The 25,726-nt window shown below is 43.4% G+C and carries 22 protein-coding genes and 2 pseudogenes; 20 read left to right on the forward strand and 4 right to left on the reverse strand.

What is annotated here, in order from left to right; all coding sequences use genetic code 11:
* The first annotated feature begins 165 nt into the window (after window positions 1–165).
* The 8 genes and pseudogenes from Q0E49_RS04680 to Q0E49_RS04715 all read left to right on the forward strand — a co-directional run bounded on the left by Q0E49_RS04680 (window position 166) and on the right by Q0E49_RS04715 (window position 6,473).
* Entirely contained in the window at window positions 166–933 is a 768-nt protein-coding gene (locus Q0E49_RS04680; RefSeq protein ID WP_295746786.1) for a glucose 1-dehydrogenase, read from the forward strand.
* An 11-nt stretch (window positions 934–944) separates the two neighbouring features.
* The gene (locus Q0E49_RS04685) at window positions 945–1,340 is read left to right on the forward strand and encodes a cupin domain-containing protein (RefSeq protein WP_295746787.1); all 396 of its coding nucleotides are present in this window, start codon (window positions 945–947) and stop codon (window positions 1,338–1,340) included.
* A gap of 116 nt (window positions 1,341–1,456) precedes the next feature.
* Window positions 1,457–2,200 (forward strand): SDR family oxidoreductase, encoded by a 744-nt coding sequence (locus Q0E49_RS04690; RefSeq protein WP_295746788.1) that lies wholly within the window; start codon window positions 1,457–1,459, stop codon window positions 2,198–2,200.
* A gap of 63 nt (window positions 2,201–2,263) precedes the next feature.
* Window positions 2,264–2,683, forward strand: a complete 420-nt coding sequence (locus tag Q0E49_RS04695; protein ID WP_295746789.1) for a cyclophilin-like fold protein — start codon at window positions 2,264–2,266, stop codon at window positions 2,681–2,683.
* A gap of 10 nt (window positions 2,684–2,693) precedes the next feature.
* Window positions 2,694–3,530 carry an alpha/beta hydrolase gene (locus Q0E49_RS04700; RefSeq protein WP_295746790.1) on the forward strand — a complete coding sequence of 279 codons (837 nt, stop codon included), beginning with the start codon at window positions 2,694–2,696 and terminating at the stop codon, window positions 3,528–3,530.
* A gap of 16 nt (window positions 3,531–3,546) precedes the next feature.
* Complete coding sequence (locus tag Q0E49_RS04705) at window positions 3,547–4,041, forward strand: YbhB/YbcL family Raf kinase inhibitor-like protein (protein WP_295746791.1); 495 nt, start codon at window positions 3,547–3,549, stop codon at window positions 4,039–4,041.
* Between the two features lie 211 nt (window positions 4,042–4,252).
* A complete protein-coding gene (locus Q0E49_RS04710) occupies window positions 4,253–5,635 on the forward strand; it encodes a hypothetical protein (RefSeq protein WP_295746792.1) in 1,383 nt (460 codons plus the stop codon).
* Between the two features lie 15 nt (window positions 5,636–5,650).
* Window positions 5,651–6,473, forward strand: a pseudogene (locus Q0E49_RS04715) (aldo/keto reductase).
* A 68-nt stretch (window positions 6,474–6,541) separates the two neighbouring features.
* Here Q0E49_RS04715 and Q0E49_RS04720 read toward each other — a convergent pair.
* Window positions 6,542–7,234 (reverse strand): hypothetical protein, encoded by a 693-nt coding sequence (locus tag Q0E49_RS04720; protein ID WP_295746806.1) that lies wholly within the window; start codon window positions 7,232–7,234, stop codon window positions 6,542–6,544.
* On the opposite strand from Q0E49_RS04720, the pseudogene Q0E49_RS04725 reads away from it, so the two are divergent.
* Window positions 7,235–7,639 (forward strand): annotated as a pseudogene (locus tag Q0E49_RS04725) (ATP-binding protein); the annotation flags it as partial.
* 167 nt (window positions 7,640–7,806) lie between these two features.
* Here Q0E49_RS04725 and Q0E49_RS04730 read toward each other — a convergent pair.
* Window positions 7,807–9,864 carry a BglG family transcription antiterminator gene (locus tag Q0E49_RS04730; RefSeq protein ID WP_295746793.1) on the reverse strand — a complete coding sequence of 686 codons (2,058 nt, stop codon included), beginning with the start codon at window positions 9,862–9,864 and terminating at the stop codon, window positions 7,807–7,809.
* A 145-nt stretch (window positions 9,865–10,009) separates the two neighbouring features.
* On the opposite strand from Q0E49_RS04730, the gene Q0E49_RS04735 reads away from it, so the two are divergent.
* The 4 genes from Q0E49_RS04735 (at window position 10,010) to tkt (Q0E49_RS04750) (ending at window position 14,266) form a co-directional block, all read left to right on the forward strand.
* Complete coding sequence (locus Q0E49_RS04735; protein ID WP_295746794.1) at window positions 10,010–10,450, forward strand: PTS sugar transporter subunit IIA; 441 nt, start codon at window positions 10,010–10,012, stop codon at window positions 10,448–10,450.
* A gap of 12 nt (window positions 10,451–10,462) precedes the next feature.
* Window positions 10,463–10,759 (forward strand): PTS sugar transporter subunit IIB, encoded by a 297-nt coding sequence (locus Q0E49_RS04740; RefSeq protein ID WP_295746795.1) that lies wholly within the window; start codon window positions 10,463–10,465, stop codon window positions 10,757–10,759.
* Window positions 10,760–10,854: 95 nt separating this feature from the next.
* A complete protein-coding gene (locus Q0E49_RS04745) occupies window positions 10,855–12,216 on the forward strand; it encodes a PTS ascorbate transporter subunit IIC (protein ID WP_295746796.1) in 1,362 nt (453 codons plus the stop codon).
* 88 nt (window positions 12,217–12,304) lie between these two features.
* A complete protein-coding gene (tkt, locus tag Q0E49_RS04750) occupies window positions 12,305–14,266 on the forward strand; it encodes a transketolase (protein ID WP_295746797.1) in 1,962 nt (653 codons plus the stop codon).
* Between the two features lie 221 nt (window positions 14,267–14,487).
* On the opposite strand, the gene Q0E49_RS04755 is transcribed toward tkt (Q0E49_RS04750), so the two are convergent.
* Both Q0E49_RS04755 and Q0E49_RS04760 read right to left on the reverse strand, forming a co-directional pair.
* Window positions 14,488–15,918 carry an amino acid permease gene (locus Q0E49_RS04755; RefSeq protein WP_295746798.1) on the reverse strand — a complete coding sequence of 477 codons (1,431 nt, stop codon included), beginning with the start codon at window positions 15,916–15,918 and terminating at the stop codon, window positions 14,488–14,490.
* A 28-nt stretch (window positions 15,919–15,946) separates the two neighbouring features.
* Window positions 15,947–17,785 (reverse strand): pyridoxal-dependent decarboxylase, encoded by a 1,839-nt coding sequence (locus Q0E49_RS04760; RefSeq protein WP_295746799.1) that lies wholly within the window; start codon window positions 17,783–17,785, stop codon window positions 15,947–15,949.
* A 996-nt stretch (window positions 17,786–18,781) separates the two neighbouring features.
* On the opposite strand from Q0E49_RS04760, the gene tkt (Q0E49_RS04765) reads away from it, so the two are divergent.
* From tkt (Q0E49_RS04765) to alsE, 7 genes are all read left to right on the forward strand, one after another.
* On the forward strand, window positions 18,782–20,755 hold the full coding sequence (gene tkt / locus Q0E49_RS04765) for a transketolase (protein ID WP_295746800.1): 1,974 nt from the start codon (window positions 18,782–18,784) through the stop codon (window positions 20,753–20,755).
* A gap of 186 nt (window positions 20,756–20,941) precedes the next feature.
* Window positions 20,942–22,438, forward strand: coding sequence for a PRD domain-containing protein (locus Q0E49_RS04770; protein ID WP_295746801.1), 1,497 nt, complete (start codon window positions 20,942–20,944; stop codon window positions 22,436–22,438).
* On the forward strand, window positions 22,435–22,866 hold the full coding sequence (locus Q0E49_RS04775; protein WP_295746802.1) for a PTS sugar transporter subunit IIA: 432 nt from the start codon (window positions 22,435–22,437) through the stop codon (window positions 22,864–22,866). Before Q0E49_RS04770 ends, Q0E49_RS04775 begins: the two co-directional genes overlap by 4 nt.
* Window positions 22,866–23,327 carry a fructose PTS transporter subunit IIA gene (locus Q0E49_RS04780; protein ID WP_295746803.1) on the forward strand — a complete coding sequence of 154 codons (462 nt, stop codon included), beginning with the start codon at window positions 22,866–22,868 and terminating at the stop codon, window positions 23,325–23,327. Before Q0E49_RS04775 ends, Q0E49_RS04780 begins: the two co-directional genes overlap by 1 nt.
* A 17-nt stretch (window positions 23,328–23,344) precedes the next feature.
* Window positions 23,345–23,656 (forward strand): fructose PTS transporter subunit IIB, encoded by a 312-nt coding sequence (locus Q0E49_RS04785; RefSeq protein ID WP_102281729.1) that lies wholly within the window; start codon window positions 23,345–23,347, stop codon window positions 23,654–23,656.
* 18 nt (window positions 23,657–23,674) lie between these two features.
* Window positions 23,675–24,799 (forward strand): PTS fructose transporter subunit IIC, encoded by a 1,125-nt coding sequence (locus Q0E49_RS04790; protein WP_295746804.1) that lies wholly within the window; start codon window positions 23,675–23,677, stop codon window positions 24,797–24,799.
* Between the two features lie 10 nt (window positions 24,800–24,809).
* Entirely contained in the window at window positions 24,810–25,523 is a 714-nt protein-coding gene (gene alsE / locus Q0E49_RS04795) for a D-allulose 6-phosphate 3-epimerase (RefSeq protein ID WP_295746805.1), read from the forward strand.
* The last annotated feature ends 203 nt before the right edge of the window (window positions 25,524–25,726 follow it).

Here is a 25,726-nt window from a genome sequence, read left to right on the forward strand (position 1 = left end):
CTAGTAATCTTATATGAACAAAATGGTGAGGTTTTTGAACAACAGCCAATTGGTCATATCGATAGTGATGTTAGTTTCTTCAGTAAGTTAGGATCAGCCGATGTTACCTTTCGGCTTAAGGCCTAGGAGTGAAATATAAATTCATCCTAGAAAGGGGAAGTCAAGATGGCAGATGTAAAATATGACTTTACAGGAAAAGTTGTCATTGTTACTGGTGCGCGAACTGGAATTGGTCTTTCGGCAGCACAAAAGTTTGCTCAAGCGGGAGCGGCGGTTGTATTAGCTGGTCATCATGAACCGAAGGATGAAGCAGCTGATTTACGGAAGCAAGGCTATAAGGCGGAATCCTTTGCGGTTGATGTGGCTAAAGAAGATCAAGTGCAACAAATGGTGGAATTTACTGTTGAAAAATTTGGTCGGTTAGACTTTGCATATAACAATGCTGGGATTCAAAGCCCAATTACTAACACGGCCGACTTGGCTTTAGATGAGTATGAAAAAGTAATGAATACTAATCTTAAAGGTGTCTTCCTCTGTATGAAATATGAATTACGTCAGATGGCTAAACAAAACGAAGGCGGGAAGATAGTTAACTGCTCTTCAATGGGTGGCTTAGTTGGTTTACCGGGAAGAAGTGCCTACCATGCTTCAAAACATGGTGTTCTAGGAATGACTAAGAGCACTGCCTTGGAATATGCTGATCAAGGAATTAACGTTAATGCAGTTTGTCCGGGGGTTATTCACACACCAATGGTTGACCGAATGATGAAGACGGAAAAGCATGCGATGGATGAATATATCCGGGACATTCCGGAAGGTCGGTTGGCTGAGCCGGGTGAGATTGCCGATGCTGTTCTTTTCCTCTGCTCTGATGCAGCAAGCTATATTGTTGGCCAGGCCTTGGCTGTTGATGGTGGTTACACAATTCACTAGGAGGCAAAATGATGGCTAAAGATAATTTATTTGGAATTGGTGAGCAGAATCCCTTTGGACAATACTTTACTGGTGAAACTTATCGTCATCCTTTGGTAAAAAAAGAAGGTAATATTAATGTTGGTGTAAGTAATATCACCTTTACTCCTGGTGCTCGGACTAACTGGCATATTCATCATGATGGTTACCAGATCTTGCTGGTCACTTCTGGAAAAGGTTGGTATCAGGAGGCGGGTAAACCAGCTCGCACATTAAAGGCTGGCGACCGTGTAGTAATTCCAGAAGGGGTTAAACATTGGCATGGTGCTGCCAAGGATAGCTGGTTTAGTCATGTTTCAATTACTGCTGGAACCAGTGAATGGTTGGAACCGGTCAATGAGCAAGAATATTTGAAACTTGATAGATAGTATCAACTAATAGTTGATATGATGCTAATTCTTTGATGATTCTATTATGCTTGTTGATGATTTAAGATTGATAGTGTTGAAAGAGATATAAAAAGTTATTAAGGAGGAACCCGCTTATGGCTGTAAAAGGAAAAGTAGTAGTAATCACAGGTGCATCTTCAGGAATCGGGGAAGCAACAGCTAAGTTATTAGCCAAGAATGGTGCAATGGTAATGCTTGGTGCTCGTCGTGAAGACCGACTTTACAAGATTGCTGATGAAATTAACGTTAATGGTGGACGGGCAGATTTCCGAACGGTTGACGTTACTAAACCAGAAGAAGTCGAAGCATTAGTAAAAGCCGCTCAAGATAGTTTTGGTAAAGTTGACGTTATCTTTAATAACGCCGGAATCATGCCAAATTCTCCAATGAGTGCAATTCGGACCGATGAATGGAACAAGATGATTGACGTTAATATCAAGGGTGTCCTGAATGGAATTGCTGCGGTAATGCCAATTTTCACTGCCCAAAAGCATGGTCATATTATTACCACTTCATCCGTTGCGGGATTGAAGAATTATGTTGGTTCTGGAGTTTATGGTGCGACTAAGTTTGCCGTTAAGAACGCGATGGAAGTTACCCGGATGGAAAGTGCCAATGAAGGCACGAATATTCGGACCACCACCCTGTATCCAGCGGCAATTAATACCGAATTGCTTGACCACATCGGTGATGAAAAGACTGCTTCAAACATGAAGAACTTCTACAAGCAACACGGAATTTCACCAGACGCTATTGCCCGGGTGGTCAACTTTGCCATTGATCAACCGGAAGATGTTGATATTTCCGAATTTACCATTTACCCAACAAACCAAGCATAAGATTTAACTTTAAGGCTGAGCAAAAAAACTCAACCTTATTTTTCTACAAGGGGGGATTTTAAGATGATTGAGAATCAACATACTTCAACAACCGATAACCGGGTCACTAAAGTTGAAAAGCCAACTGGAATTAACCTGGTTATTAATGGACAAACATTTTCTGCAGTTTTAAACGATTCACAAGCTGCACAAGCATTAATTGATAAATTGCCGTACACAATTACAGCTAGTCAAGGTGCACATGATTACTGTGGCGTCATGGAGCACCTGCCATATGATCAAAATGATGTTCAAGCTGGCTGGTTTGACGGTGATCTTTCCTTTGATATCAGTGGTGATTGGTTTGCCCTTTTCCTCCGGGGAGCTAATAATGATGCTCGCTACCAAGAAGTGAATTTGGGTCAACTGGTAAATAAAGAAGATATTGCTAAAATTGCTCAATTACCAGCTACGGTTGATATTACGATTGAGCTGGCTAAGTAAGGTGATATTAATGAAGAAATTTCGTATAGTTGGAAGCTTCCTTTTGGGAATAGCTGTTGTTGGCCTTATCTACCAACAAGGAATAATTCATTCCAGCAGTAATAATTTTATCCAATCAACGACGCCAACTTTATTTTTTCACGGCTGGGGTAGTAGTGCTCACGCTGAACAACATATGGTAAATGCGGCAAAAAAAGCTGGTGTTACTAAGACTATCGTCCAAGCTAATGTTAATAAGAATGGGCATGTTACTTTAACTGGAAAGATTCCGCGCCATGCTATCAACCCAATCATCATGGTTAATTATGTTGATAATAAAAATAGTAATTATCACCAAGATGGCAAGTATGCATTAAATGTGATTGAAAAGCTTCAAAATACTTACCACTTTAAACAAATTAACCTCGTTGGGCATTCAATGGGTAACATGTCGATTAGCTTTTACTTATTAGATAATGCTCAAGATCAAGAATTGCCACAATTAAATAAACAGGTAGCAATCGCTGGTCACTTTGATGGGATTAAGGGTCGTGACTTACCAGATAACTTAGATGTAAATTCTCAGACTGGGCAGCCCAATAAGATGACTCCTGCTTATCGGCAATTACTAGGTTTACGTAATACTTACCCGCAATCAGCTAGAGTACTAAATATGTATGGTGATATTGGTAATGGATCAGATGGTGCTGTAACTAATGATTCATCCAGAACAATGCGCTATTTAGTTGCTGACCGTGCTGCATCTTACCAGGAAAAAAAGCTTACTGGTAAGCAAGCTCAACATAGTAAGTTGCACAGTGATCGGGCTGTTGATCGGGCATTGATAAACTTTTTATGGGCAAAATAGAAGGGAGAATCAGCAAATGAAGTTAAATGTTCCAGTAACCAAAGATGGGTATTTACCGGATAAGTATTCCAAATATTCTAAAATCAAGAAGGATGGTCAACCAGTAATTTCATTTCCAATTGAAATTGCAGATATTCCCCAAACAGCTAATTATTTAGCATTATCATTAATTGATTATGATGCGGTTCCACGAACAGGCTTTCCCTTTATTCATTGGCTGGCTGCTAACCTGCCCGTCAAAAATATTGATGAAGATTTCAGTAGCGTCTTTGACGGACCACAAGGAATGAATACTTGGGCTTCACGGTTTTACGATGAAGATGACGAATATGTAACGAGTCATTATGCTGGCCCAATGCCACCAGACAAACCACACCGGTATACCCTATCTGTCTATGCTTTAAAGCACGCAATGAATATTAAGGATAAGTTTTACTACAATGATTTTCGCGATGAATTGGTAAATAACGTAGTGGATAAAGCAAAATTATATATTAGAGCACGTGCATAGCCATTAAAGAGAGATTTAATGAAACTATGATAATAGTTTAAAAAACGGTAATAAGAACTAAAGGTCAGCAAAAAGAAAAATGCTGGCCTTTAATGTTGAATTGGTATCAACCTTTAGTTGATAAGTAACTAAAAAGATGGCGATTCAAATAATGATAAAAGGGAAAGATAATAAGAATAGAAATCGAAATGTGAAGGGAAGAGTATGATTAATGGTTAAGAATGTTGAAAGAATATTACTGGCCTTGCTGGTCGTTGTTAGTATCCTAAATCTAATCTTTGCGAATGAATTAGCAGGTGGATTGGCGATTATTTCTCTGTTAGTCCTAATTTGCGGCTTTCATCATCTGAGTAGTGCATTTAAATGGGCAACGGGAATCTTCTTCGTCCTAGGATTATTAATTGCCGGATTTAATCACTTTTCACTATCAGTGGTAGTTAACGCAATTAATTCGATGGATAGCCTGATTGTACTATTAATTGTTATGCAGTTGTTTACGATCCCGATTGCTGTGGGACGGTACCAAAATTCAATTGTGACGCTAGTTAACGGTAAGCTACCGACTAATCGGAGTTTATTTGGCTTCACGATGGTAATTACTTTCTTGTTATCTAGTATTCTTTCAATGGGAACTGTGCCAATCATTTACTCCATTTTAGGACCAACGATCAAACAACGTCTGGGGAAAGATTATAATTACTTCTCCTCAGTTGCTATTAGTCGTTCCTTTACTTTAGGGACGTTGTGGGCACCAGGAGCTGCAACAATTTTCTTAATTAGTACAATTACTCATGTATCTTTACAAAAACTTTTTGTTCCGAGTTTTGTCTTAGGGCTATTAGGCTTATTGTTAGCTTGGTTAATCGAATTGTATACTTCTCCGGTAGAGGGAAAAAAGGACAACCTTAGCATAAAACGAGAACATGCTGGACATGCACTAATGCAGGTTCTTCAAATTGCTTTAGCGGTTGCTATTTTGTTGGTAATTGCTTTTGTGTTAATCGACCTTAAAATTGGTGAAGCAATGATTGATGTTGCATTAGCTGGGTTAGTTGTTATTCTCATTTGGCTAGCAGCATTACAAGTTAATGATCTTCATCATCAACGAACCATTAAAGCAGGCAAGGAGTACCTTCAAAATGGATTATTACGCGGTGGCAGTTTAGCACCTTTCTTTGTTGCAATTGGTCTATTTTCAAACGTCTTTGAACATTCACAGGTATCTAAAACGATTGCTCAAACTTTGACACCTTATATTGTGCACTTATCATGGGGTGCGCTCATCCTAATTCCATTATTGGTTGTATTACTATCTTTAGTTGGGGTACACCCACTTGCCTCAGTTACTTTATTAGGACAGGTAATGATGGGAATCAATTTACCATTTAATGCTTTAGCAATTGCTCTTGGCTTGAATATTGGTAGTGTTCTCGCATACATGATGTCACCATTTGCGGGTATCGTAGTGGTAATTGCTAATATCCTCGGTGTTAGTTCAGCAACGGTTTCATTAAAGTGGAACGGAAAATATTGTACAGGATTATTTGTTTTGAGTTTAGTCTTTATTATCATTTATACACTAATTTTTTCTTAATAGAAGGTGGAATGAATGGAATATATTGAATTTAATAATGGAATAAAGATGCCCTTACTAGGTTTTGGTACTTATCGAATTGCACCTTACGCCACACAACAAGCGGTTAGTAAAGCAATTAAAATTGGATATCAAAGTATTGATACGGCCCAACTTTATGGGAACGAAGCCGGTGTTGGTAAGGCAATTAATGAAAGTAGTTATTCTCGCGATCACTTTTTCATTACGTCAAAGGTAAAGACAAGTGGATATAGGGCAACGAGGCAAAGTATTGACCTTTCCTTGCAAAGAGCTGGTTTAGATTACTTTGATTTAATGCTGATTCATTGGCCGATGGGGAAAGATTTGGATACTTATCGGGCATTAGAAGAGGCATATCAAGCAGGAAAATTACGGTCAATTGGGGTTAGCAATTTTAATCATCAACAAATCAATGAACTACTAGCAAATTTTGCAACTACTCCGGTTGTTGATCAGATTGAAACGAGTGTCTATTTACAACAACAAAAAATGCATCGTTATTTAGAAGAACATTATATCATCCATGAATCATGGTCCCCCCTTAGGAGAAGGTTTACGAACTATGTTTAAAAATAAACAACTTCTCGGCATAGCAGAAAAATACCATAAATCGGTTGCTCAAATAGTGTTACGTTATTTAATTCAAAATAAGATCATGGTTATTCCGAGTTCAACTAATCCAGTTCATATGCAAGAAAATTTTGATGTTTTTGATTTTTCGTTAACTAATAGTGAATTGGAGCAAGTTCGTCAATTAGATCGTAAAGAAAGTGTTGTTGGATGGCCAAGTGATATGCTAATGGAACAAGATTATTAAGATGAAAGGCCAGAATTATGTGATTATTTAATCATAATTCTAGCCTTTTAAATTTTAATTGAATTAAATTAATTCATATATGACTTCAAAACTACCATTTCAGCATTAATAGTTTCACGATATAGTAAATTATAGTTATTGGTGGTTAGACCTTGTTGCTGGTAGTTATCGGATAAGAAAGTACGTTCTGCTTGAAAAACAACGTAGAATGTATTAAGTGCAGTGTTAATTTGCTTTTTGGTAGATTCTTCATGTTGTATCATTCGTGTCCATTTGTTCCAAAATTCTTTTAATGTAGTTTGCCCTTTTTGACTTCGTAGATCAAAGGAAACAGCCTGTTTAACTTCATTTGAGATATTTAGTTGATTTATAACCTTAATGGCATCATCAATCATTTTTTTACGAAGATTATTGATTAAAGCCTCATGATGTTTATCAACTTGTTGAGATTTTAATATAAACTGAAAAACAATTGTTGGGATAATCATACTAAGGATGATTAAAGTGCTTTCTGACATTATGATTAAGCTAAAATCTCGTTGATGAATTTGCTCTTCAGCCATCATAAAGGCTAAAGCAAATGTTACCGAACCATGAATGCCGCCAAAAGCAAAGACTAAAGCATTATGTTTTGAATCATGATGAACCAGTCGTGTATATAGATATCTAATAATTAAATTAATAAAGTAAAGGGCAATACCAACTTCGAGCCATTTTAATGAACTATAATGAATAGCTGGACTCTTAATTATACGAACCAACATATGGCGATTGGGCTAGGAGTTGAGGCTTGTCGGCAGGAAGTTCGAACTTTATTTATTAATTGTCATGAGTTGATCTTGCGTTTAAAAGCTGCCCAAGTAAAAAATCATTTAGAACGAGTGATGCGAAGGTATGAACGCTACGACTTATTGATTATTGACGAGCTAGGTTATTTACCAATTACCAGTGATGAAGCTAACTTACTATTCCAATTAATAAATGGCCGTTACGAGCGCAAATCAACGATCATAACGACTAATGTACCACTATCAAGTTGGGGAACAGTCTTGCATAACTAAGCTGCGGCAGAAGCGATCTTAGATCGCCTCGTTTATCATGCTCATGTGTTGAAAATCAAAGGGAAGTTTTATCGATTAGCAACCGCCGAAATCATACATTTTTAAACCGCCATAAAACGACAATTTAAAACCGCCCTTGACACCTCCTTATTGAACTATCTTCATATCATTTTCGCTCGCAATTCTTACCATTGAGATTATACCAAGGTTACTTAGTACGAATGAGCTCAGACCTCTGGCGACTGGTTTCACCAGCCGCACAGGGGTCTTTTTTAACTCTCTTCCAACAACTTTCCTTTCCGCAGCAGGTCAGTCAGTTCACTAGCCTGCTGAACCTGCTGTAGTTTGCCCATCCACTGATCGTTTTGGACACACCGTAGCAGTCGGCTGAGGATGGCCAGGTGCTGACGCTGGTCAACGGGGGCCAGGCCAACGACAAAATTGATTTGCTTGTCCGAGTGGTCAACACAAAAGGGATGGGCGAAGAAGGTGTAGCTAAAGCCTAACTCATTGACCCCGGCCTCTGGCGTCGCGTGGGCCAGGAAGACCCCCTTGCCGATCGCCATGTAGTCGCCGTGGGTTTTCGTTAACTGGATAATTTTGCTGACGTATTGGTCATCAATGACGTGGGCCGCCACCAGCTTATTCATGCTAAAACGGAGCGCTTCCTGCCAGTGAACGGGCTGGCTGACGAAGTCGGTGGTCGTTGTGCTACCGGCGGTAATCCGTGGTTGTTGCTGGGTTTGGTTGCTGAGGTAGGCCTTGAGGTCGTTCTCCAGTCCCTGGGGGTCAACGATCCGGGTATGGGTAGCGATGATGTCCATTAAGGTCGGTAACTGAACTGGCTGGTGTTGGGCTTCAATCAGGTGGGCATCCTGGAGACGAGTGCCAATTTGCTGCCAGTCGGCTTCACCGGGGATGACCGGGACCGTCATTACTGGCACTTGGTCCGGCATCTGCGGCAGGTCAATCGTGCTCAGCACCAGCTTAATGGTTTGGTAATGAATATTTTCAAACTGGAAGGTGTTGTAGGGGCCGACAAAGTGAACACCTGGGTAGCGGCCGCGCAGCTGGGCAATCAGTAGTTCGGAAGTCCCAATTCCGCTGGAACAAATGACGAGGACGCTCGGCTTTTCTTTCGCCGGCAGGTCGGTATTGCGGAGGGCCCCGCTAAAGTAGACTGCAATCAGCGCAATCTCGTCATCGGAAAGAGTTTCGCCGGTAAATTGGTTAAAGGGGCGGACGGCCTGCTTAACCAATTCAAAGGTTTCCCGGTAGGAGTGTTTGATTTGGTTGACTAGCGGGTTGCGGTAGTTAATGTGGTACTTTACCCGGTAATAGGTTGACACGAGGTGGACCGTCAGCTTCTTATTGAGCGTGTGATCGGAAGTGGGCAATTCGACGGCGGCAATCTCGTTAAACCGCCGGATCATCTGACTAGCAATCGGCCGGAGGAGGGGGATCATCGGGTTGTCGGCACCAACGTGTTGGAAGGCCTGGGTGTTAACAATCTCTGCCAAAAACATTGCTTCGGCTGCCGAGTTAATGTGCAAATCGTTGAGAAAACTGTCGGCCCAGGTAAAGGTCAGGGAATAATCATCTGCGGTCAACTGACGGGCAGGCAAACGGTGATGTTGCTGGCGCTCGATCAGCCAGTGAGCAAAGGTGGTCAGGAGGTTCAGTGAGTCGTTGGTAAAGGAGTTGCCAGTGATCCGTTCCAACAATTTTAGCTGGTCACGAAAGTGTGCAGAAGTGTTAAAGGTGATTTGCGCCGCGGTGAGCTTGGTCAGCTGGGGAAAGTTTTCAAAGACCCAGCGACGTTTGAGGGCTTCGTCGCCGTGGACGTATTTTCCCTTGCTAGAGTTCTTAATCGTCAGCCCCACTGGGAGTTGCTGCGTTAGGTGGCTGAGGTCCTTGATGACGGTGTTTTTGCTAACTGCGAAAAGGATCATTAATGACGTTAGTGAAGTGGCCGGACGCGAGATGAGACAGAAAAAGATTAGCAAACGGCGATCTGTCGGTTCCAGCGAGCTAAAGTGAAATTGGCCGGCAAATAGTTCTTGGTAGTTGGCAGCTGTTTGTTTATCAGGTTGTTCTTCCAGGACCGCCTGTTTGGTTGCCGCGGACAGCCGGTAGCCGACACCACGGATGTTTTCGATTTCGTCCAGATGGCAACTCGCCAGCTCTTCGTTGACCTTCGTAATGGTATAAAAGACACTCCGGCGGGAGACTCCCAAGTGTTCAATGAGGGTGGTCAGCGGGACCGTCGTTTCACTTTTGAGTAGTTCATTGACCAACTGTTCACCGTGTCGAGTTTTGGTAAAATCCATCGTTATCACCGCCAATATCGTTTTTGCTGACCATATCCTAGTTCATTTTTTGCACTTTATCAAGTTCCGCCATTGCACTTGTGGGAAAGTGAGCATTGCTTTATTATCAACACAGTAATAATTGATTAAGGGATGAGGTGATTACTTGGCACTAGATTTACTTGATCAACAGACAGTTCAGGTTGTTGACGGTGACGGCCTGAAATGGCAAGACGCGATCCGCCAGGCCGCTAAGCCGTTAGTTGATAACGGGACAGTCGGGGATGACTACGTGGAAGCAATGATTAACGTCGTTGACGAAAAGGGACCATACATTAACATCGGCCCCAACATTGCACTGGCCCACTCACGTCCGCGGCCGAGCGTTAAGCGAGTTGGCTTATCGTTAATGAAGACGAACCAGCCAGTTAACTTAGTCAGTGATGAGCACCCGGTCAAGCTGTGGTTTGTCTTAGCCGCAACTGACAGTACCAGCCACCTGAAAGTTATTCAGGAATTATCAACGGTACTGATGGATGCTGACCGCACGAAGCAGCTGCTGGCAGCCACTTCTGTTGATGATGTATTAGCAACGTTAAAGGATTAGGAGGACTTAATTATGAAGTTTGAAGCTTTATGTCAATCAGGTTTAGGGAGCAGCTTCATGGTTCAAATGAACATTCAGAACCTGCTCAAGCAAGAAAACGTTAAGGAAGACATCCAGGTTGACCACTCAGATGTTGGCAGTGCGACTGCCGACCAAGCTGACTACTTCTTCTTGGACCCAACGCTGGAAACTTCAGCCGGTAGCCTGCCACAGGACAAGGTTGTTGTTTTGAAGAGTCTTGTTGATCCAAATGAACTGAAGGAAAAGGTTAACGCTATCCTTGATAAGGAAGGCATTGCCCACGACTAACCTTAAGAAGGGATTATTCTTAATCTCTTTGTTAGCAATTATTTATTCATAAATGATCCACTTCTTAAGCAATTATTTGGAGGTTAACGATAGCTATGAATGGACTATTAAATCTATTTGAAAGTATCGCAACGACGCCAGCACTGCTGGTTGGTCTGATTGCGCTGATTGGTTTGCTCTTGCAAAAGAAGAGCGCCACTGAAACTATCCAGGGGACGATTAAGACCTTTGCCGGGTTCCTGATCCTGACTGGTGGTTCCACGATTTTAAGTAACGCCCTGACACCATTTGCCAAGATGTTCAAGTTTGCCCTTGGTGTTCAAGGGGTTGTGCCAAGTAACGAAGCCGTAGTTGCCATTGCCCTGGTTAAGTACGGTTCAGTAACTGCCCTGATCATGCTGGTCGGGATGATTGTCAACGTCCTGCTGGCTCGTTTCACGAAGTTCAAGTACATCTTCCTGACTGGTCAGGCAATGCTGTACGTTTCCTGTCTGACGGCCGTTGTGCTGATCAGTGCCGGGATGGGCAGCAGCTGGCAGACAATCCTGCTTGGCGGTTTGTTCGAAGGGACGCTGCTGACGGTTACGCCAGCCTTCTGTCAACCATTCATGCGTGAAATTACGCACGGTGACACGGTTGCCATGGGTCACACTGGTAACATTGGTTACGCCATTGCCGGGTTAGTTGGTAAGTGGTTTGGTGACAAGAAGCACAGTACTGAAGACATCGAACTGCCAAAGTCACTCGGCTTCCTGCGTGACTCCACTGTTTCTATTACGATCGTGATGGCCATCGTTTACATCATCCTGGCGATCATTGCCGGCCCACACTTCGTGGAAGGTAAGCTGAGTGACGGGACGAACTACATTATCTTCGCCATCGTTCAAGCTGGTACTTTCGCTGCCGGGTTCGCCGTTGTGCTGCAGGGTGTTCGGATGATCCTTGCTGAAATTGTTCCAGCCTTCCAAGGGATCGCCCAAAAGATCGTGCCAAACTCCAAGCCTGCCCTGGACGTGCCGATCATCTTCCCATTCGCACCAAACGCTGTTCTGCTTGGTTTCATTGTCAGCTTTGCTGTGGGGACGATTAGTATGTTTGCCATGGTCGCAATGCACACTGTTGTTATCATCCCAGGGGTTGTTGGTCACTTCTTCTGCGGTGCCGCCGCTGCGATCTACGGTAACTCCAAGGGTGGTCGTCGTGGTGCGATCATCGGTGCGATTGTTAACAGTCTGATTATCAGCTGGCTGCCACTTTACATCCTGCCGGTTCTGGGGAACCTGAAGATGGCTGCTTCGACCTTCGCTGATACTGACTACCTGGTTCCAGGGATTATCCTTGGTAACCTGGGTCACCTTGGCGGGACTGTCCTGGCCTTCAGCATCATTGCCTTCACAGTTATTGTTGTGCTGGTAAGTATGATGATGAAGTCACCAAAGGCCGACGCTAACAAGTAATAATTAATGTACACGAGGAATAACTACTGGTACCATACAAATTGTTGGGACGGTAGTTATTCTTTTGGCGTAATGGAGGTATTTAATAATGGATAAAAAAGAAATGCAAGCTGTTGACGCACTGCGCTTCTTGAGCACGGACATGATTCAAAAGGCTAACAGTGGTCACCCGGGTGTTGCAATCGACGCGGCCCCAATGGCTTACGGGCTGTGGGAAAAGGTCATGAACTTCAACCCTGAAGACGCAGAATGGTTGAACCGCGACCGGTTCGTGCTCTCTGCAGGACACGGTTCTTCGCTGCTGTACAGTCTGCTGTACTTCAACAACTTTGGGCTGACTCTTGATGACGTGAAGAACTTCCGTCAATTAGGATCAAAGACGCCTGGCCACCCAGAATACGGTCAAACGGCCGGGGTTGACGCGACGACTGGTCCGCTGTCACAAGGGCTGGCAATGTCCGTTGGGATGGCAATGGCTGAAAAGCACCTGGCTGCAATGTACAACAAGCCGGGCTTCCCAGTAGTTGACCATTACACTTACACGATTATCGGTGACGGGGACCTGATGGAAGGTCTTAGTGAAGAATCCATCAACCTGGCCGGCGATAAGGGTCTTTCCAAGCTGATCGTCCTTTACGATTCCAACGATGTTTCCCTGGATGGTCCGCTGAGCCTCAGTACCGACGAAAACGTCAAGGAACGGGTTGAGGCCGCTGGTTGGGATTACCGCAAGGTTGCTGATGGTAACACTGACGTTGATGCCATCGTTGACGCTATTCACCAGGCCCAAAAGACTGACAAACCGTCAATGATTGAAATCAAGACGACGATTGGTTACGGTTCGCCACAGGCGGGCACCAATGCTGTTCATGGTTCAGCACTGGGTGACGAAAACATCGCCAAGATGCGTGACTTCTTTAACTGGGAACTGGCACCGTTTGAATTCACTGACGAAATTCACCAGTTCTTTGACGATGCCGTTGCCGACAAGCTGCCAGCTTATGACGCATGGCGCAAGATGTTCAAGGAATACGCCGACAAGTACCCTGAAGAAGCTGACCAGCTGACGCGCAAGACGCTGAAGGTTGATGGGTTGACGACTTCATACAAGCCGGGTGACGCTATTGCCACGCGGGTTGCCAGTCATGACATCCTCCAGCAAGTAGCTAAGGATAACCCTGAATTCTGGGGTGGGGCAGCCGACCTGGCTTCGTCGAACAAGACTTACTTAGCTGATGATGGCAACTTTACGAAGGACAACCCGGCAGGACGGAACGTCTTCTTCGGTGTTCGTGAATTCGGGATGGCCACGGCCGTTAACGGGATGAACCTGCACGGTGGTAACCGCGCCTTTGGTTCGACCTTCTTCGTCTTCACTGACTACCTGCGTGCTGCTGTCCGGCTGGCTGCACTGATGAAGCTGCCATCAGTCTTCATCGGGACTCACGATTCGATTGCCGTTGGTGAAGATGGTCCAACCCATGAACCAATCGAGCAGCTGACTAGTTTCCGGGCAATGCCAAACCTGAACGTTATCCGTCCAGCTGACGCTAACGAAACGCTGTCAGCTTGGAAGCTGATCGGTAAGACGACTGACCAGCCAACAATGCTGGTACTGTCCCGTCAGAAGCTGCCAGTTCTCTCCGAAACGGTTGACGCCCCGGTTGAAAAGGGTGCCTACATTGTTTCTGACTCCAAGAAGGACGTCCCAGACGGGATCATCCTGGCTGCTGGTTCAGAAGTTTCACTGGCACTCGATGCCAAGAAGCAACTGGCTGCTAAGGGCCAAGATGTCCGGGTCGTTTCCGTTCCAGCAATGAACCTCTTCGACGAACAATCTGCTGAATACAAGGAAAGCGTTCTGCCTTCTGCAGTAACGAAGCGGTTGGCCGTTGAAATGGGCGCTACGATGAGCTGGTACAAGTACGTTGGCTTGAACGGTGATGTCATGGGGATTGACCACTTTGGTGAAAGTGGCAAGGGCCCTGAAGTGATCAAGCACCTGGGCTTCACTACTGAAAACGTGGTTAAGGCTTACGAAGCACTGTAATCAATAACCATCAGATATAGAAAATAGGCACTCGCGAAGGCGGGTGCTTATTTTTTATTGAGAAAGTGAGTTTGGGCGGTTTCATTGGCAAATGAAAAACCCCACCGTAGGTTTACCTACGGGGGGCTGGAGAACGATTGTTACTTTTTGCTGAAGTAATCCGTTACTTGTTATTTGAGGTATCTTAGTTGGCGTTTTTTAATTTTAGTTTCGGTCTATTATTAGTCTTTATCAGATAAGCCTGCCTGCTTCATCAATTGAGCCACATCTGACTTCCAGTTCTTGTTGCGGATCCGGTATAACCAGAATGGCAGTAAAATCAGAACGACACTGACTACGGCAACGATGATGAAGTCGGATAAGGTGCCGACACTAAACGTTGCAACAAGAGTTACAATAATTGTTGCGATTAAAACAAGTCCAATTAACCATGCAACGAAATTATTACCAACCTTGAACTTAGTCGGAAGGTCTGGTTCCTTAACACGCATCTTGATGAAACCAATCGCCATGAAGACATAAACTGTACAGTAAAGCACGTTAGTCGAGTTGACAAGGTCCAAGAATGCGGCATTGATACCTGGTACTAGCAAGTAAATCAGTGCGAAGACGGAGATGACAATCCCTTGAGTTAACATAACAGCTGGGGAGTCACCATACTTGTCCGTCTTCCAGAACTTGAATTTTGGTGAGAAGTATCCGTTACGTGCACTTGGGATGATAGTTTTACCAGGTCCAGAAATCCAAGCGGATAACTGGATGCAGACCCCAATAGCAACAAGGATACTGAATACGTTGTTAATCCAAGAAGGTAATCCTAAGATCCGATTGTAGACGATAACTGGCTGAACAATGTTGTTCAGGTTAATGTGTGCATCGGAGACAACGGATGCTTCAAGGAACCCGTTAACGGTGTTGAGGAGAACCATGAATACTAAAGTAAACAGCACACCGACAGGGTAGTAAGAAACCTTCTTCAAACGGGGAATATAAACTGATGAAAGTTCAATCCCAGTAAAGATAAAGATGATTGGCGAGAAGAAGGCCAGCGACTTCATATCTCCAGAGTGTGGGAATAAGTCTGCTGCTGAGAAGTGACCCAGGATAGATCCCGGGTGAATACCGGTTTTAACAACGGCGCAAATACCAAGGACCGTCATCAAAACTAGTGGAATGTAGATACCAACCCAACTGCCCCACTTACCAGTCAATTTAGCCATATCAAAGCAGCGGTTAAGGATCGTCATAATCCAGTAAGCAACTAAAATGACAATTAGCGTAAAGATGTGACTGGTACCTAAATCGGGGCGGTTAATTGCAGTCGCAATCAATGGTGGTAATGCTGAGGCGACCATGACCATTCCTGGGAACATTATTACCCACAGAAGCCAGGAAGTGGCAAAGCCGAAGTCGTTACCGAGAGTATTGTGAACCCACAGTTCAGGACCACCATTTTCCGGGAAAGTACTGCCGAATTCACCGGCAATTAAACATACTGGCAAGGCAAATAGAATTGCCCCTACAGCCATGTACAGAAACATTGTCCAGCCGGAGCCGGCAACGTCAGGAATGTTACGAATACTTGCAGCAATCGCAACAGTCATACCTATGAATGTTCCAAGGGTAACCTTGGATACTTTTTTACTTGCCATAAGAATAACCTCTTTTTTCTTTTAATTCTTATAGGATTTCAGCTAACTTCTCCTTCATTGAAGCGGCAATGCCGTCCGTGTATTCCTTGAATAGCTTGTCATCATTAATGAATGGAGTCATGATTGCTGCACGCAGTAATGTAACAGAGCCAACCTTATCCCAGTCTTCCTTCGTGTAACCCATCTTTTCGATGAACTTGATTGGTGAGTCACCATAAGTGTCCTTAGCAAAGATGGTGTGTGAAGTCAGGAAACGGTTAGTGTAGACATCACTCTTAAAGAAGGAAGCTAAGTTGAAGACTTTTTCGTTTAATTCGTTAGTCTTGGCCAGACTATCTTCACCTTCGACCTTCAAGGTCCAGTCGACCATGTTGAAGTCAGGGTTGTCCAGTGGGTAAGCCTTAACAGTCTTGCCGTTAACTTCGAATGATAAGTTCTCGAGGAATTTGTGGAAGCGCTGTGCCGTTTCGATGGAAGCACCGATTAGACGGCCGTAACCAGTAATGTTAAGCGGCAAGGTCCGGTGAGCTGCCCAGACAGAAGCAGCAGTGGCACCACCGGTCGAACCGCCGATGATGTAAGAACCAAGCATATCCGGTGCACTAGCAGTCTTCTTTTCGAAGACATATGGTGCGAAGTACGAAATAACATTCCGCATACTCTGGTACTTAATAGCAATCCCACCTGCACAATATGGAACATAGCCCATCTTGTGAGGGTCAATAGTTACAGAATCAGCTTCGCGGATAGCCTTGTAGCTGTTGTAAACTTGCTTAGAAATGTGAACAGGGTAGTGGAAGACATCGTGCTTCTTGAACTCTTCGTCTAACTTGTCATAGTCGATAAAGTTATCGTTTTCGTCCTTAAATAAGGCACGGGCGTAACCACCATAAGCAGCGTCAACGTGCAGGTAGAAGTAAACACCCTGCTTTTCCATTTCTTTACGGAACTGAACAATCTTGTCCACTTCGTCCACTTGACCTTCTTCAGTGGTACCAACTACTGCAACGACCCCAAGGATAGGTGTCTTTTCAGCAGCAAGCTTCTTAATGGTATCTTCCAGGACGTTAATGTCCATCCGGTAGTTATCCTGAACAGGGATTTGAACCATTTGGTCTAAACCAACACCGGTAATGTCAAGCGCCTTCAGCCATGAATAGTGCTTAGTGCAAGGGATGATTAACTTCCCTAACTTATTAATGTTCTTACCACTACGTGATGAGTGGGTCTTAACTGCGTCAATTTGATCAGGTGTGAGTGACTTAAGAATCTCAAGAACCTGCTCAACTGACATATTCATCAGTTCCCAGTCGCTAAGACCCTTGACTTTATCAGGAACAACTTCCTTAAACGCTAATGGCATGGACTTAAACTGCCGCATGTACCAAAGGCCTTCCAAGTTAGCAACTGAGCCGTCGTGGGTAAGGTGTGCCCAACCTTTCTTTAGCCCCAGCAACTTAATCAGGTCTTCACTGACTTCTTCTTCCATTTGAGAAGTAGCCATTGAACATTCGATAGTAACGTTGTTGGCGTTCCAAAGCATTGCATCGGAATATGCCAACATTGCTGGAGTCAAAGTATCAGAAAGCATCTGACCCCAGTAGCGACCAGCTGACATCCAAGGAACACTTCCTCCGCGCAACTTTTGGTCTAATTCTGTTAGAACCTTGTGCTGACGTTTAAGTGCTGCCTGATATTCCGGCTTGTCCATATCGTCAGTAGAAATAGCAGCTTTGTCAGAAGGAATGTAATTCTTCCGCCAGCCAAAGTGGCTAGTAATGAGTTGCCGCAGTTCTTTTTGATAAGTAGAACCGTTTTCTGATTTATCACCGATAAATAATGGCTTAAAATCAACATCTTTATTCATATAGAAAAACTCCCTTTCCTTATTGAACGAAAACGATTTCCAAAACATGAAATTAAACATTTCACACTCTCAACGTAACATAAATGTTACATTTGACCAAATTTTGTCAAAAAACGCAAATTATCTATATAGTTATAAAACGATAAATATTTTAAATATTGTAACTATATTATGACAAATTCGTTATCACTCGATACGGTTAATGCTAAATTTGGTGAATTAGTAATATATACCTGAATGTTATAGAAACAATACCGGACTAACTGTTTAGTGATGATTAATTCACATAGCAAAAAAATAATACTTATTTTATAGCTTTGATATTGGCTTAACCGCCGATACGTGAAAGCACCAACTTATAATTACCATTTTTGATGGATGGGAGGACTCGATCGCACTAGCTGTATAGTAATGGAGAGGTGAAAGGTTAACGAAAATAATTAAATGGTTAATGGCTGATTAATTTATCTTGAGATTAGTGAGTTCTGGCGAGGGTTTATTCTTGCAATTGATTGAGAACGCGCATTGACAACGGAACCATTAGGAGGAGGTATTTACTCCCTATGGCGCAGTAGCGATTGAACCCTAAAATACCGAAGCAACGCAGCTTGAAGTGCAAAAAGTGGGCAAATTCAGCGAACAAAAGTAAGTGCCCTAGAGATCTTGAGAAATAAACTTATTTATCGATAACATAATGTAACCACAAGGGAATAAAAATTTGAAAAAATTTTAAATTGGGTACTAAATTCATGGTTTTTAGACAGATATAAGTTGATTAGCCTTATTACAATAACAACCTTTGCAATCAACATGAATTAATGCCAGCTTTTAAGTCGGTGAATTTTGCTGGATTTCAAAAATTAATCAGCTCATCCTTTGGTAAAAAAACACTTAAAAGGAATGTCCATTACAAAGGACATTAGTTAACTGGAGGGGAGAACGCTTTCACTTACAATAATGATGTATATGGATGATAAAATTGAAGGAGGAACAAACATGGATAAACTTGATCAAGCTGGCGTAGACTCCTTGCGCTTTATGAGTATTGATATGATTGAAAAGGCAATGAGTGGTCACCCGGGGATTACGATTGACGCAGCGCCAATGGCCTACGTTTTATGGGAGAAGTTTTTGAACTTTAACCCGAATGATCCAAAGTGGCTTAACCGTGACCGTTTTATTTTATCTGCTGGGCACGGGTCCGCGTTGCTGTACAGTTTGCTGCATTTCAATAAGTTTGATGTAAGTTTGGAAGACATCAAGAACTTCCGCCAGTTGAACTCTAAGACACCTGGGCACCCGGAATATGGTCATACAGCGGGAATTGATGCTACGACGGGGCCGCTTGGACAGGGCCTCGGTATGGCGGTGGGAATGGCGATGGCTGAAGCGCACTTGGCTGCTCAATATAACAAACCGAACTATCCTTTATTTGACCACTACACTTACGCCCTTGTTGGTGATGGTGACTTAATGGAAGGGATTAGCCAAGAAGCTATCAATATTGCCGGTGATAAGAACTTGCACAAGCTGATTGTCCTGTACGACTCAAATGACATTTCGCTGGATGGTCCACTGAGTTTGAGTACGAATGAATGCGAAAAGTCGCGTTTTGAAGCTGCCGGCTGGGATTATCTGAAGGTTGCGGATGGCAATGATCTTGATTCTATTGGCAAGGCAATTGCAATGGCCAAGACGACTGATAAACCAACGCTGATTGAAATTAAGACGGTGATTGGTTACAACACACCGGATGCTGGTACAAATAAGGTTCACGGCTCAGCGCTGGGTGAAGCTAACGTTGCGGCAGCCCGGAAGGCTTACGACTGGGATTACCAACCGTTTGAATACCCAGCGGGTGTTAGTGAACGGTTTGGTGAATACGTTAATGCCAAAGAAGAAGTATATGACTGCTGGAAACAGTTGATGGACAAGTATGCTGATAATTATCCAGCTGAATATAAGCAACTAACAACAACAGAACTAGATACTTCTGCCGTGGAAGATAAGTACGAGAATGGTACAGAAGTGGCTACGCGGGTTGTTGGCGCTGATATCTTACAGGAATTATCCGAAAAGAACCCACAATTATGGGGCGGTTCCGCTGATCTCTTCTCGTCTAACAAGACCAACTTGAAGGATGAGGGAGTATTTGCAAAAGACAATTATGAAGGAAGAAACATCTACTTTGGGGTTCGCGAATTTGGAATGGCTGCTGCCGTTAACGGGATTAATCTCCACGGTGGATCCCGGGCTTACGGAAGTACCTTCATGGTCTTTAGTGATTATCTCAAGGCTGCTATTCGATTGGCCGCCCTGCAAAAGCTGCCATCAGTCTTTATCTTTAGTCACGACTCTTTAGCAGTTGGTGAAGATGGCCCGACTCACGAGCCAATTGAACAATTGGCAATGTTCCGGACAATTCCAAATGTCCAAGTTTTCCGACCGGCAGATGCGCACGAAACGGTTGCTGCCTGGAAGAAGATTGCCAAGACAACGGATAAGCCAAGCATTCTCATTGAATCACGTCAGAAACTGCCAGTTCTACCTGAAACGGCTAATGCCGAGGTAGATCGTGGAGCGTACATTGTCTCCGCTGCTAAGACTGCAACTCCAGATGGTATTTTGTTAGCTTCTGGTTCGGAAGTTCAACTGGCTCTTGCGGCAAAGAAACAATTGGCAGAGTCTGGCAACTACGACCTCCAGGTAGTTTCGGTCCCAAGTATGGAATTGTTTGACCAACAATCTGCAGAATACCGTGAGAAGGTTTTGCCAAACGGTGTTCGTAAACGTTTGGCAATTGAAATGGGTAACACTGGTTTATGGTATAAGTATGTTGGCTTAGATGGCCAGGTTATGGGTGTTGATACCTTTGGTAAGAGCGGTAAGGGTCCTGAAGTTATTCGCGATTTTGGCTTTACCGTTGATAACGTTGCTAAAACCTTTGCACAGTTGTGGCAAGAAAAGTAATTCCTTTAAGTAAATAAAGTAAACGCACTAGGAGCCGATAATGTCTTCTGGTGCGTTTTTATTATGCTCCCGTGTCCTTAATCAAAAGACACCTTTTTTGAAAAGTCCCTAATTAACAGACACAGTTATGTAATCGGTTTCTTGACATTCCGATAGAATAAGAACCGTAGAGAAAGGGGGACAGTGATGAAAGAACAATTCAAGCAATCATTAATTGCGTACCTGTTAAACCATCATGGTTACGTTGCTGGCTCCAAATTGTCGACAATACTACATGTCTCTACTAAAACGATTGTCAGAAATGTCAAAAAGATCAATGCTGAGGCCCCTGATGAGCCGTTAATTGAAGCTAAACGGGGCCGTGGTTACCGCTTGAATTATCAAAACTATTTGAAGGTCAAACATGATTCAGGAATGTCGCGTAACGTTAGTAACTTGTCGACGGTGGAACGACGTAACGAGGTTATCAAAAAGTTGCTGATTACTTCACCGGAGAAACAGCAAGTTAGGGCCGTCTTTAGTAAGTTTTTCGTTAGTGACTCAGTTATTTCTTCTGATTTGAAGATCATTCGGACGATGCTGGAAAAGTATCACCTAACAGTCCACCGAAAAAACGAGTATGTGTGGATTGATGGTAAGGAACTAGATATTCGCAAGGCTATTAATTCCTTGTTGGTCAGTGACGATGTTATCAACATTAGTCACTTTCTTCAGGAAAATCAGTATGTTCGCAAGCGAGATGCATCGTTTGTTACCCGACAGTTAGGGTTTATTGAAGAACAAATGGATAGTGATATTCCATACCCCTACAATGTCAATCTTTTTTCTCACCTTTACGTGCTGATTGAACGTTATCAAAATGTGGGCTCGTTGGTGGAAAGCGAATCCGAAGTTACTAGTTCAGAAAATGAGGTTATGCAAGCACACCCGAAACTATTAAAGATTAGTTCTCAAGTGGTTGCCAACCTCAGTCGTTACTTGAATACCGACCTACCGCGGATGGAGGTTTACTACTTATATCAGTATTTAACTTCATCGCGAGTCGACGATTCACCTATTACCGTCAATGATGTCTCTGATAGGGTACGCGCAGTGACGGATTTTCTGATTGATAAGGTGACGCAGGATCCACAGTATCGTTATCTTAATAGCAACGAATTGTTTACTAACTTGGCTAATCATATCAAACCATTACTTAACCGGTTAGCAAATAACATTAAGGTAAAAAATAACCTCTTGGGTCAGATTAGTTTGGAATATCCTCACCTATTCAAGGTGGTTAAGGACGCAACGGTTGACCTGTCCAAACGATATGACTTGAACAAGATTGACGATGAAGAAGTGGGTTTTCTCACCGTATATTTTGCTCAAGCTGCTGAGAATAAACGTCCGCCAATTAATGTGGTGGCTGTTTGTACTACCGGCTTTGGAACGGCGCAATTGTTGAAGGCTAAATTAGAGAAGCGTTTTTCAGAATTGAACATTGTTGACGTGGTGTCCAGCCGGGAATTAACCGACAAAATTGATCAGTATCCCAGCGTAGACTTGATTGTTTCGACGATTGAACTACCGAAGACCATTAAAGTTCCAGTGCTAATTGTCAGTGCCATCCTGACTTTGGAAGACCAAGAGCGGCTGGACAAAAAGGTTGATGAAATTCGAAAGAGGATGTTGAACTCATGAAACGCATAGTGAAATGGGAAACGTCCTTTACCGGGTCTAACCGCGAGGCAGTCCTGTTATTCGTCAGTAAACTATTACAGGAAAACGGTTTGGTTAGCGATGCAGCCGGGATTTGCGAAGAATTCCACCGGCGAGAGGACAAGGGTAGCACTATTCTGACTGATAACTTTGCTATTCCTCATACGCAGAGCGCCTTTGTTAACCAAGCAGTTCTTTTGTACTTACGACTGCCGCGTCCGGTGGACTGGGATCAGCAATCTTCAATTAGCCGTTTTGTCTTTGTTCTTTTGCCAGATGAGGCAGATAAGAACGACTTGCTGGCAATGAAAGATTTTTTTATCAGCCTAGCTGATAAACGCACAATGAGTTCCCTAGCTGAGGGGGCTAGCCAAGAGGTAAGTAAAATTATAAATGGAGAGCTAGATTAATGGAGAATTTATCTTTAGACCAAGTGATTGATAAAAGGACAATTGTTACTAATTTACACGCAGACAATAAGGACCAGGTCATAAAGGCCCTAGCAAAGACCTTTTATGATGCTGGGTACATTGAGTCTGTTGATGATTATGTTCAGTCCGTTTATGAACGTGAAAAAGAAGGCGCAACTGGAATTGGTAATCACGTGGCTATTCCTCACGGGAAGAGCTCTACGGTAAAGAAGAACGGGGTTGCAATCGCCATCTTAAATCACGAAGTTGAGTGGGAATCACTCGATGATACTGGTGCCAAGGTTGTTGTGCTGTTCGATGTTGGTGATGATAGCGAAGGTGCAAAAACTCACCTAAAGATGTTGGCAATGTTTGCCAAGAAATTGGGTAAAGAATCAGTCATTGAAAACCTGTTGAAGGCGAAAAGTGCTGAGGATGTCGTTAGTGCAATTGAAGAATAGATCTGGAGGTTTGCATTATGAAAATTGTTGGAGTATCTGCATGTACAGTCGGAATCGCGCACACCTACTTGGCTCAGCAAAAGCTAGAAGATGCTGCTAAGAAGGCGGGCGACCAGGTAAAAATCGAAACTCAGGGAACAATTGGGGTCGAAAATGAACTGACCCAGCAAGAAATTGACGAAGCGGACATTATTATCCTGGCTGTTGATGTCAAGATTTCGGGGGAAGAACGTTTCGCTGGTAAGAAGAAGGTCAAAGTATCGACTGAAGTGGCGATTAAGTCGCCAAATAAGTTAATTGCTAAGCTTCACGAATTAGCTGGTAAGTAATATTGGGAGGAAATTGTCATGAACGATAGTTTTTGGAAAAAGGCCAACTTTAAGGGCCACTTATTAACTGCTATTTCATACCTGATTCCAATTGTCTGCGGTGCTGGTTTCATTATTGCCATTGGGATGGCCTTTGGTGGTAAGGCACAGGACGCATTGGTAATGGGTAAGTTTACCTTTACTCAAGCCCTGGCAACTCTTGGTGGCAAGGCTTTGGGGATGCTGCCAATGATCATTGCGACTGGGATTGCTTTCTCAATTGCTGGTAAGCCAGGGATTGCTCCAGGTTTCGTTACCGGGCTGGCTGCGATCTCCATCAGCGCCGGGTTCATCGGTGGGATTATCGGTGGTTACATTGCCGGTTGGCTGTCTGTGGCTGTTTTAAAGTATGTCAAAGTTCCGCACTGGGCAAAGGGATTGATGCCGACGTTAATCGTTCCGTTCTTAGCTTCAATTGCCAGCGGACTCATTATGGTTTACATCATTGGTGCACCAGTGGCTGTCTTTACTGACTGGTTGACTTCATTCCTGAAGAGCATGAATGGTGCTTCCAACCTTGTCTTTGGTGCTGTTCTTGGTGCTTTGAGTATTGTCGACTTTGGTGGTCCAATCAACAAGACTGCCTTTGCTTTCGCACTGACACTTCAGGCCCAAGGAATTAACGGTCCAGTAACTGCTTTGCAACTGACAAACACAGCTACCCCAATTGGCTTTGGCTTTGCCTTCCTGGTTGCTAAGATGCTCCACAAGCGGATTTACAGCGAAGAAGAAATTGAAACTTTAAAGTCTGCCGTTCCAATGGGTGTTGTTAACATTGTTGAAGGTTCAATTCCGATTGTTATGAATGACATCATCCGGGGAATTGTCGCGGCAGGTCTTGGTGGTCTTTGTGAAGGTGCCATTCTGATGTCACTGAGTCACGGTCAAGGTGCTACCGTACCTTTTGGTGGATTCTTGATGCTGCCAACGATGGGCAAGTACTGGTGGGTTGGATTGCTCGCTATTGCTGCTAATGTCTTCGTTACTGGGGTTGTATATGCCTTGATTAAGAAGAATATTCCTGAGGGTGAAACTGGTAACAAGGCTGACGATGCTGAAGAAGAAGCAGATATTGACCTTGATGATATTTCCGTAAGTGATTAGGAGGTAGAATATGTCTCGGCAAATTCAATTATCGCCATCGTTGATGACGATGAATCTTGATAAGTTCAAGGAAGAAATTACGTTTTTAAACGATAAAGTTAATTCATATCACATTGATATTATGGATGGGCACTTTGTACCAAATATTACTTTATCGCCATGGTTTATCGAACAAGTTCGTAAGATTTCTGATGTACCGATGTCAGCTCACTTAATGGTTACTAATCCAACTTTTTGGGTAGAACAATTAATCAACGTGAAGTGTGACTGGATCTGCATGCCTGCTGAAGTAGTTAATGGGGTAGCCTTTCGTTTGATCGACCAGATTCATGATGCTGGTCTGAAAGCGGGGATGGTTCTCAACCCAGAAACCAGTGTTGACGCGTTAGCACCATACCTGGATATTTTGGATAAGGTCACGATCATGACGGTTGATCCAGGATTTGCTGGTCAACGTTTTCTGACCGAGATGCTCGACAAGATTACCCTGCTTCGTCAGTTACGTGAGGAAAAAGGGTTCCATTATGAAATCGAAATGGACGGGTCGACCAACAAAAAGCACTGGAAACTGCTGTCAGATGCTAATCCAGATATTTACATTATTGGTCACAGCGGTTTGTTTGGGTTAACCGATGATATCGAAAGTTCGTGGAAACAGATGGTTACCGAATACGAAGAAGAAACAGGCTTCACATTCGATGATGGTGTTTACAAGCACAACTAAATATTTTCTTTAGGAAAAATAATCAAAAAAGCTCCTTAGGGCATGCGCCCTGGGGAGCTTTTATAGTGTGATGACTAAGTGTTTAGTAGACCGATGTGGCTCGGGAAAAGATGCTGTTTAAAAGAGGGCTCTTTGTCAAATCCTGTTGATGGGTAAGAATCAGGCTTAAGCGGCCTGGTTCTTTTTTTGTGCCATTTGGCGGA

Source organism: uncultured Limosilactobacillus sp. (assembly GCF_934202235.1).
Classification (GTDB): domain Bacteria; phylum Bacillota; class Bacilli; order Lactobacillales; family Lactobacillaceae; genus Limosilactobacillus.

Excerpts from the sequence above, each read along its gene's own strand:
- Q0E49_RS04680 (WP_295746786.1), top strand. The coding sequence starts at position 166 with ATGGCAGATGTAAAATATGACTTTACAGGAAAAGTTGTCATTGTTACT.
- Q0E49_RS04685 (WP_295746787.1), top strand. The coding sequence starts at position 945 with ATGGCTAAAGATAATTTATTTGGAATTGGTGAGCAGAATCCCTTTGGA.
- Q0E49_RS04690 (WP_295746788.1), top strand. The coding sequence starts at position 1,457 with ATGGCTGTAAAAGGAAAAGTAGTAGTAATCACAGGTGCATCTTCAGGA.
- Q0E49_RS04695 (WP_295746789.1), top strand. The coding sequence starts at position 2,264 with ATGATTGAGAATCAACATACTTCAACAACCGATAACCGGGTCACTAAA.
- Q0E49_RS04700 (WP_295746790.1), top strand. The coding sequence starts at position 2,694 with ATGAAGAAATTTCGTATAGTTGGAAGCTTCCTTTTGGGAATAGCTGTT.
- Q0E49_RS04705 (WP_295746791.1), top strand. The coding sequence starts at position 3,547 with ATGAAGTTAAATGTTCCAGTAACCAAAGATGGGTATTTACCGGATAAG.
- Q0E49_RS04710 (WP_295746792.1), top strand. The coding sequence starts at position 4,253 with ATGGTTAAGAATGTTGAAAGAATATTACTGGCCTTGCTGGTCGTTGTT.
- Q0E49_RS04730 (WP_295746793.1), bottom strand. The coding sequence starts at position 9,864 with ATGGATTTTACCAAAACTCGACACGGTGAACAGTTGGTCAATGAACTA.
- Q0E49_RS04740 (WP_295746795.1), top strand. The coding sequence starts at position 10,463 with ATGAAGTTTGAAGCTTTATGTCAATCAGGTTTAGGGAGCAGCTTCATG.
- Q0E49_RS04745 (WP_295746796.1), top strand. The coding sequence starts at position 10,855 with ATGAATGGACTATTAAATCTATTTGAAAGTATCGCAACGACGCCAGCA.
- tkt (WP_295746797.1), top strand. The coding sequence starts at position 12,305 with ATGGATAAAAAAGAAATGCAAGCTGTTGACGCACTGCGCTTCTTGAGC.
- Q0E49_RS04755 (WP_295746798.1), bottom strand. The coding sequence starts at position 15,918 with ATGGCAAGTAAAAAAGTATCCAAGGTTACCCTTGGAACATTCATAGGT.
- Q0E49_RS04760 (WP_295746799.1), bottom strand. The coding sequence starts at position 17,785 with ATGAATAAAGATGTTGATTTTAAGCCATTATTTATCGGTGATAAATCA.
- tkt (WP_295746800.1), top strand. The coding sequence starts at position 18,782 with ATGGATAAACTTGATCAAGCTGGCGTAGACTCCTTGCGCTTTATGAGT.
- Q0E49_RS04770 (WP_295746801.1), top strand. The coding sequence starts at position 20,942 with ATGAAAGAACAATTCAAGCAATCATTAATTGCGTACCTGTTAAACCAT.
- Q0E49_RS04775 (WP_295746802.1), top strand. The coding sequence starts at position 22,435 with ATGAAACGCATAGTGAAATGGGAAACGTCCTTTACCGGGTCTAACCGC.
- Q0E49_RS04780 (WP_295746803.1), top strand. The coding sequence starts at position 22,866 with ATGGAGAATTTATCTTTAGACCAAGTGATTGATAAAAGGACAATTGTT.
- Q0E49_RS04785 (WP_102281729.1), top strand. The coding sequence starts at position 23,345 with ATGAAAATTGTTGGAGTATCTGCATGTACAGTCGGAATCGCGCACACC.
- Q0E49_RS04790 (WP_295746804.1), top strand. The coding sequence starts at position 23,675 with ATGAACGATAGTTTTTGGAAAAAGGCCAACTTTAAGGGCCACTTATTA.
- alsE (WP_295746805.1), top strand. The coding sequence starts at position 24,810 with ATGTCTCGGCAAATTCAATTATCGCCATCGTTGATGACGATGAATCTT.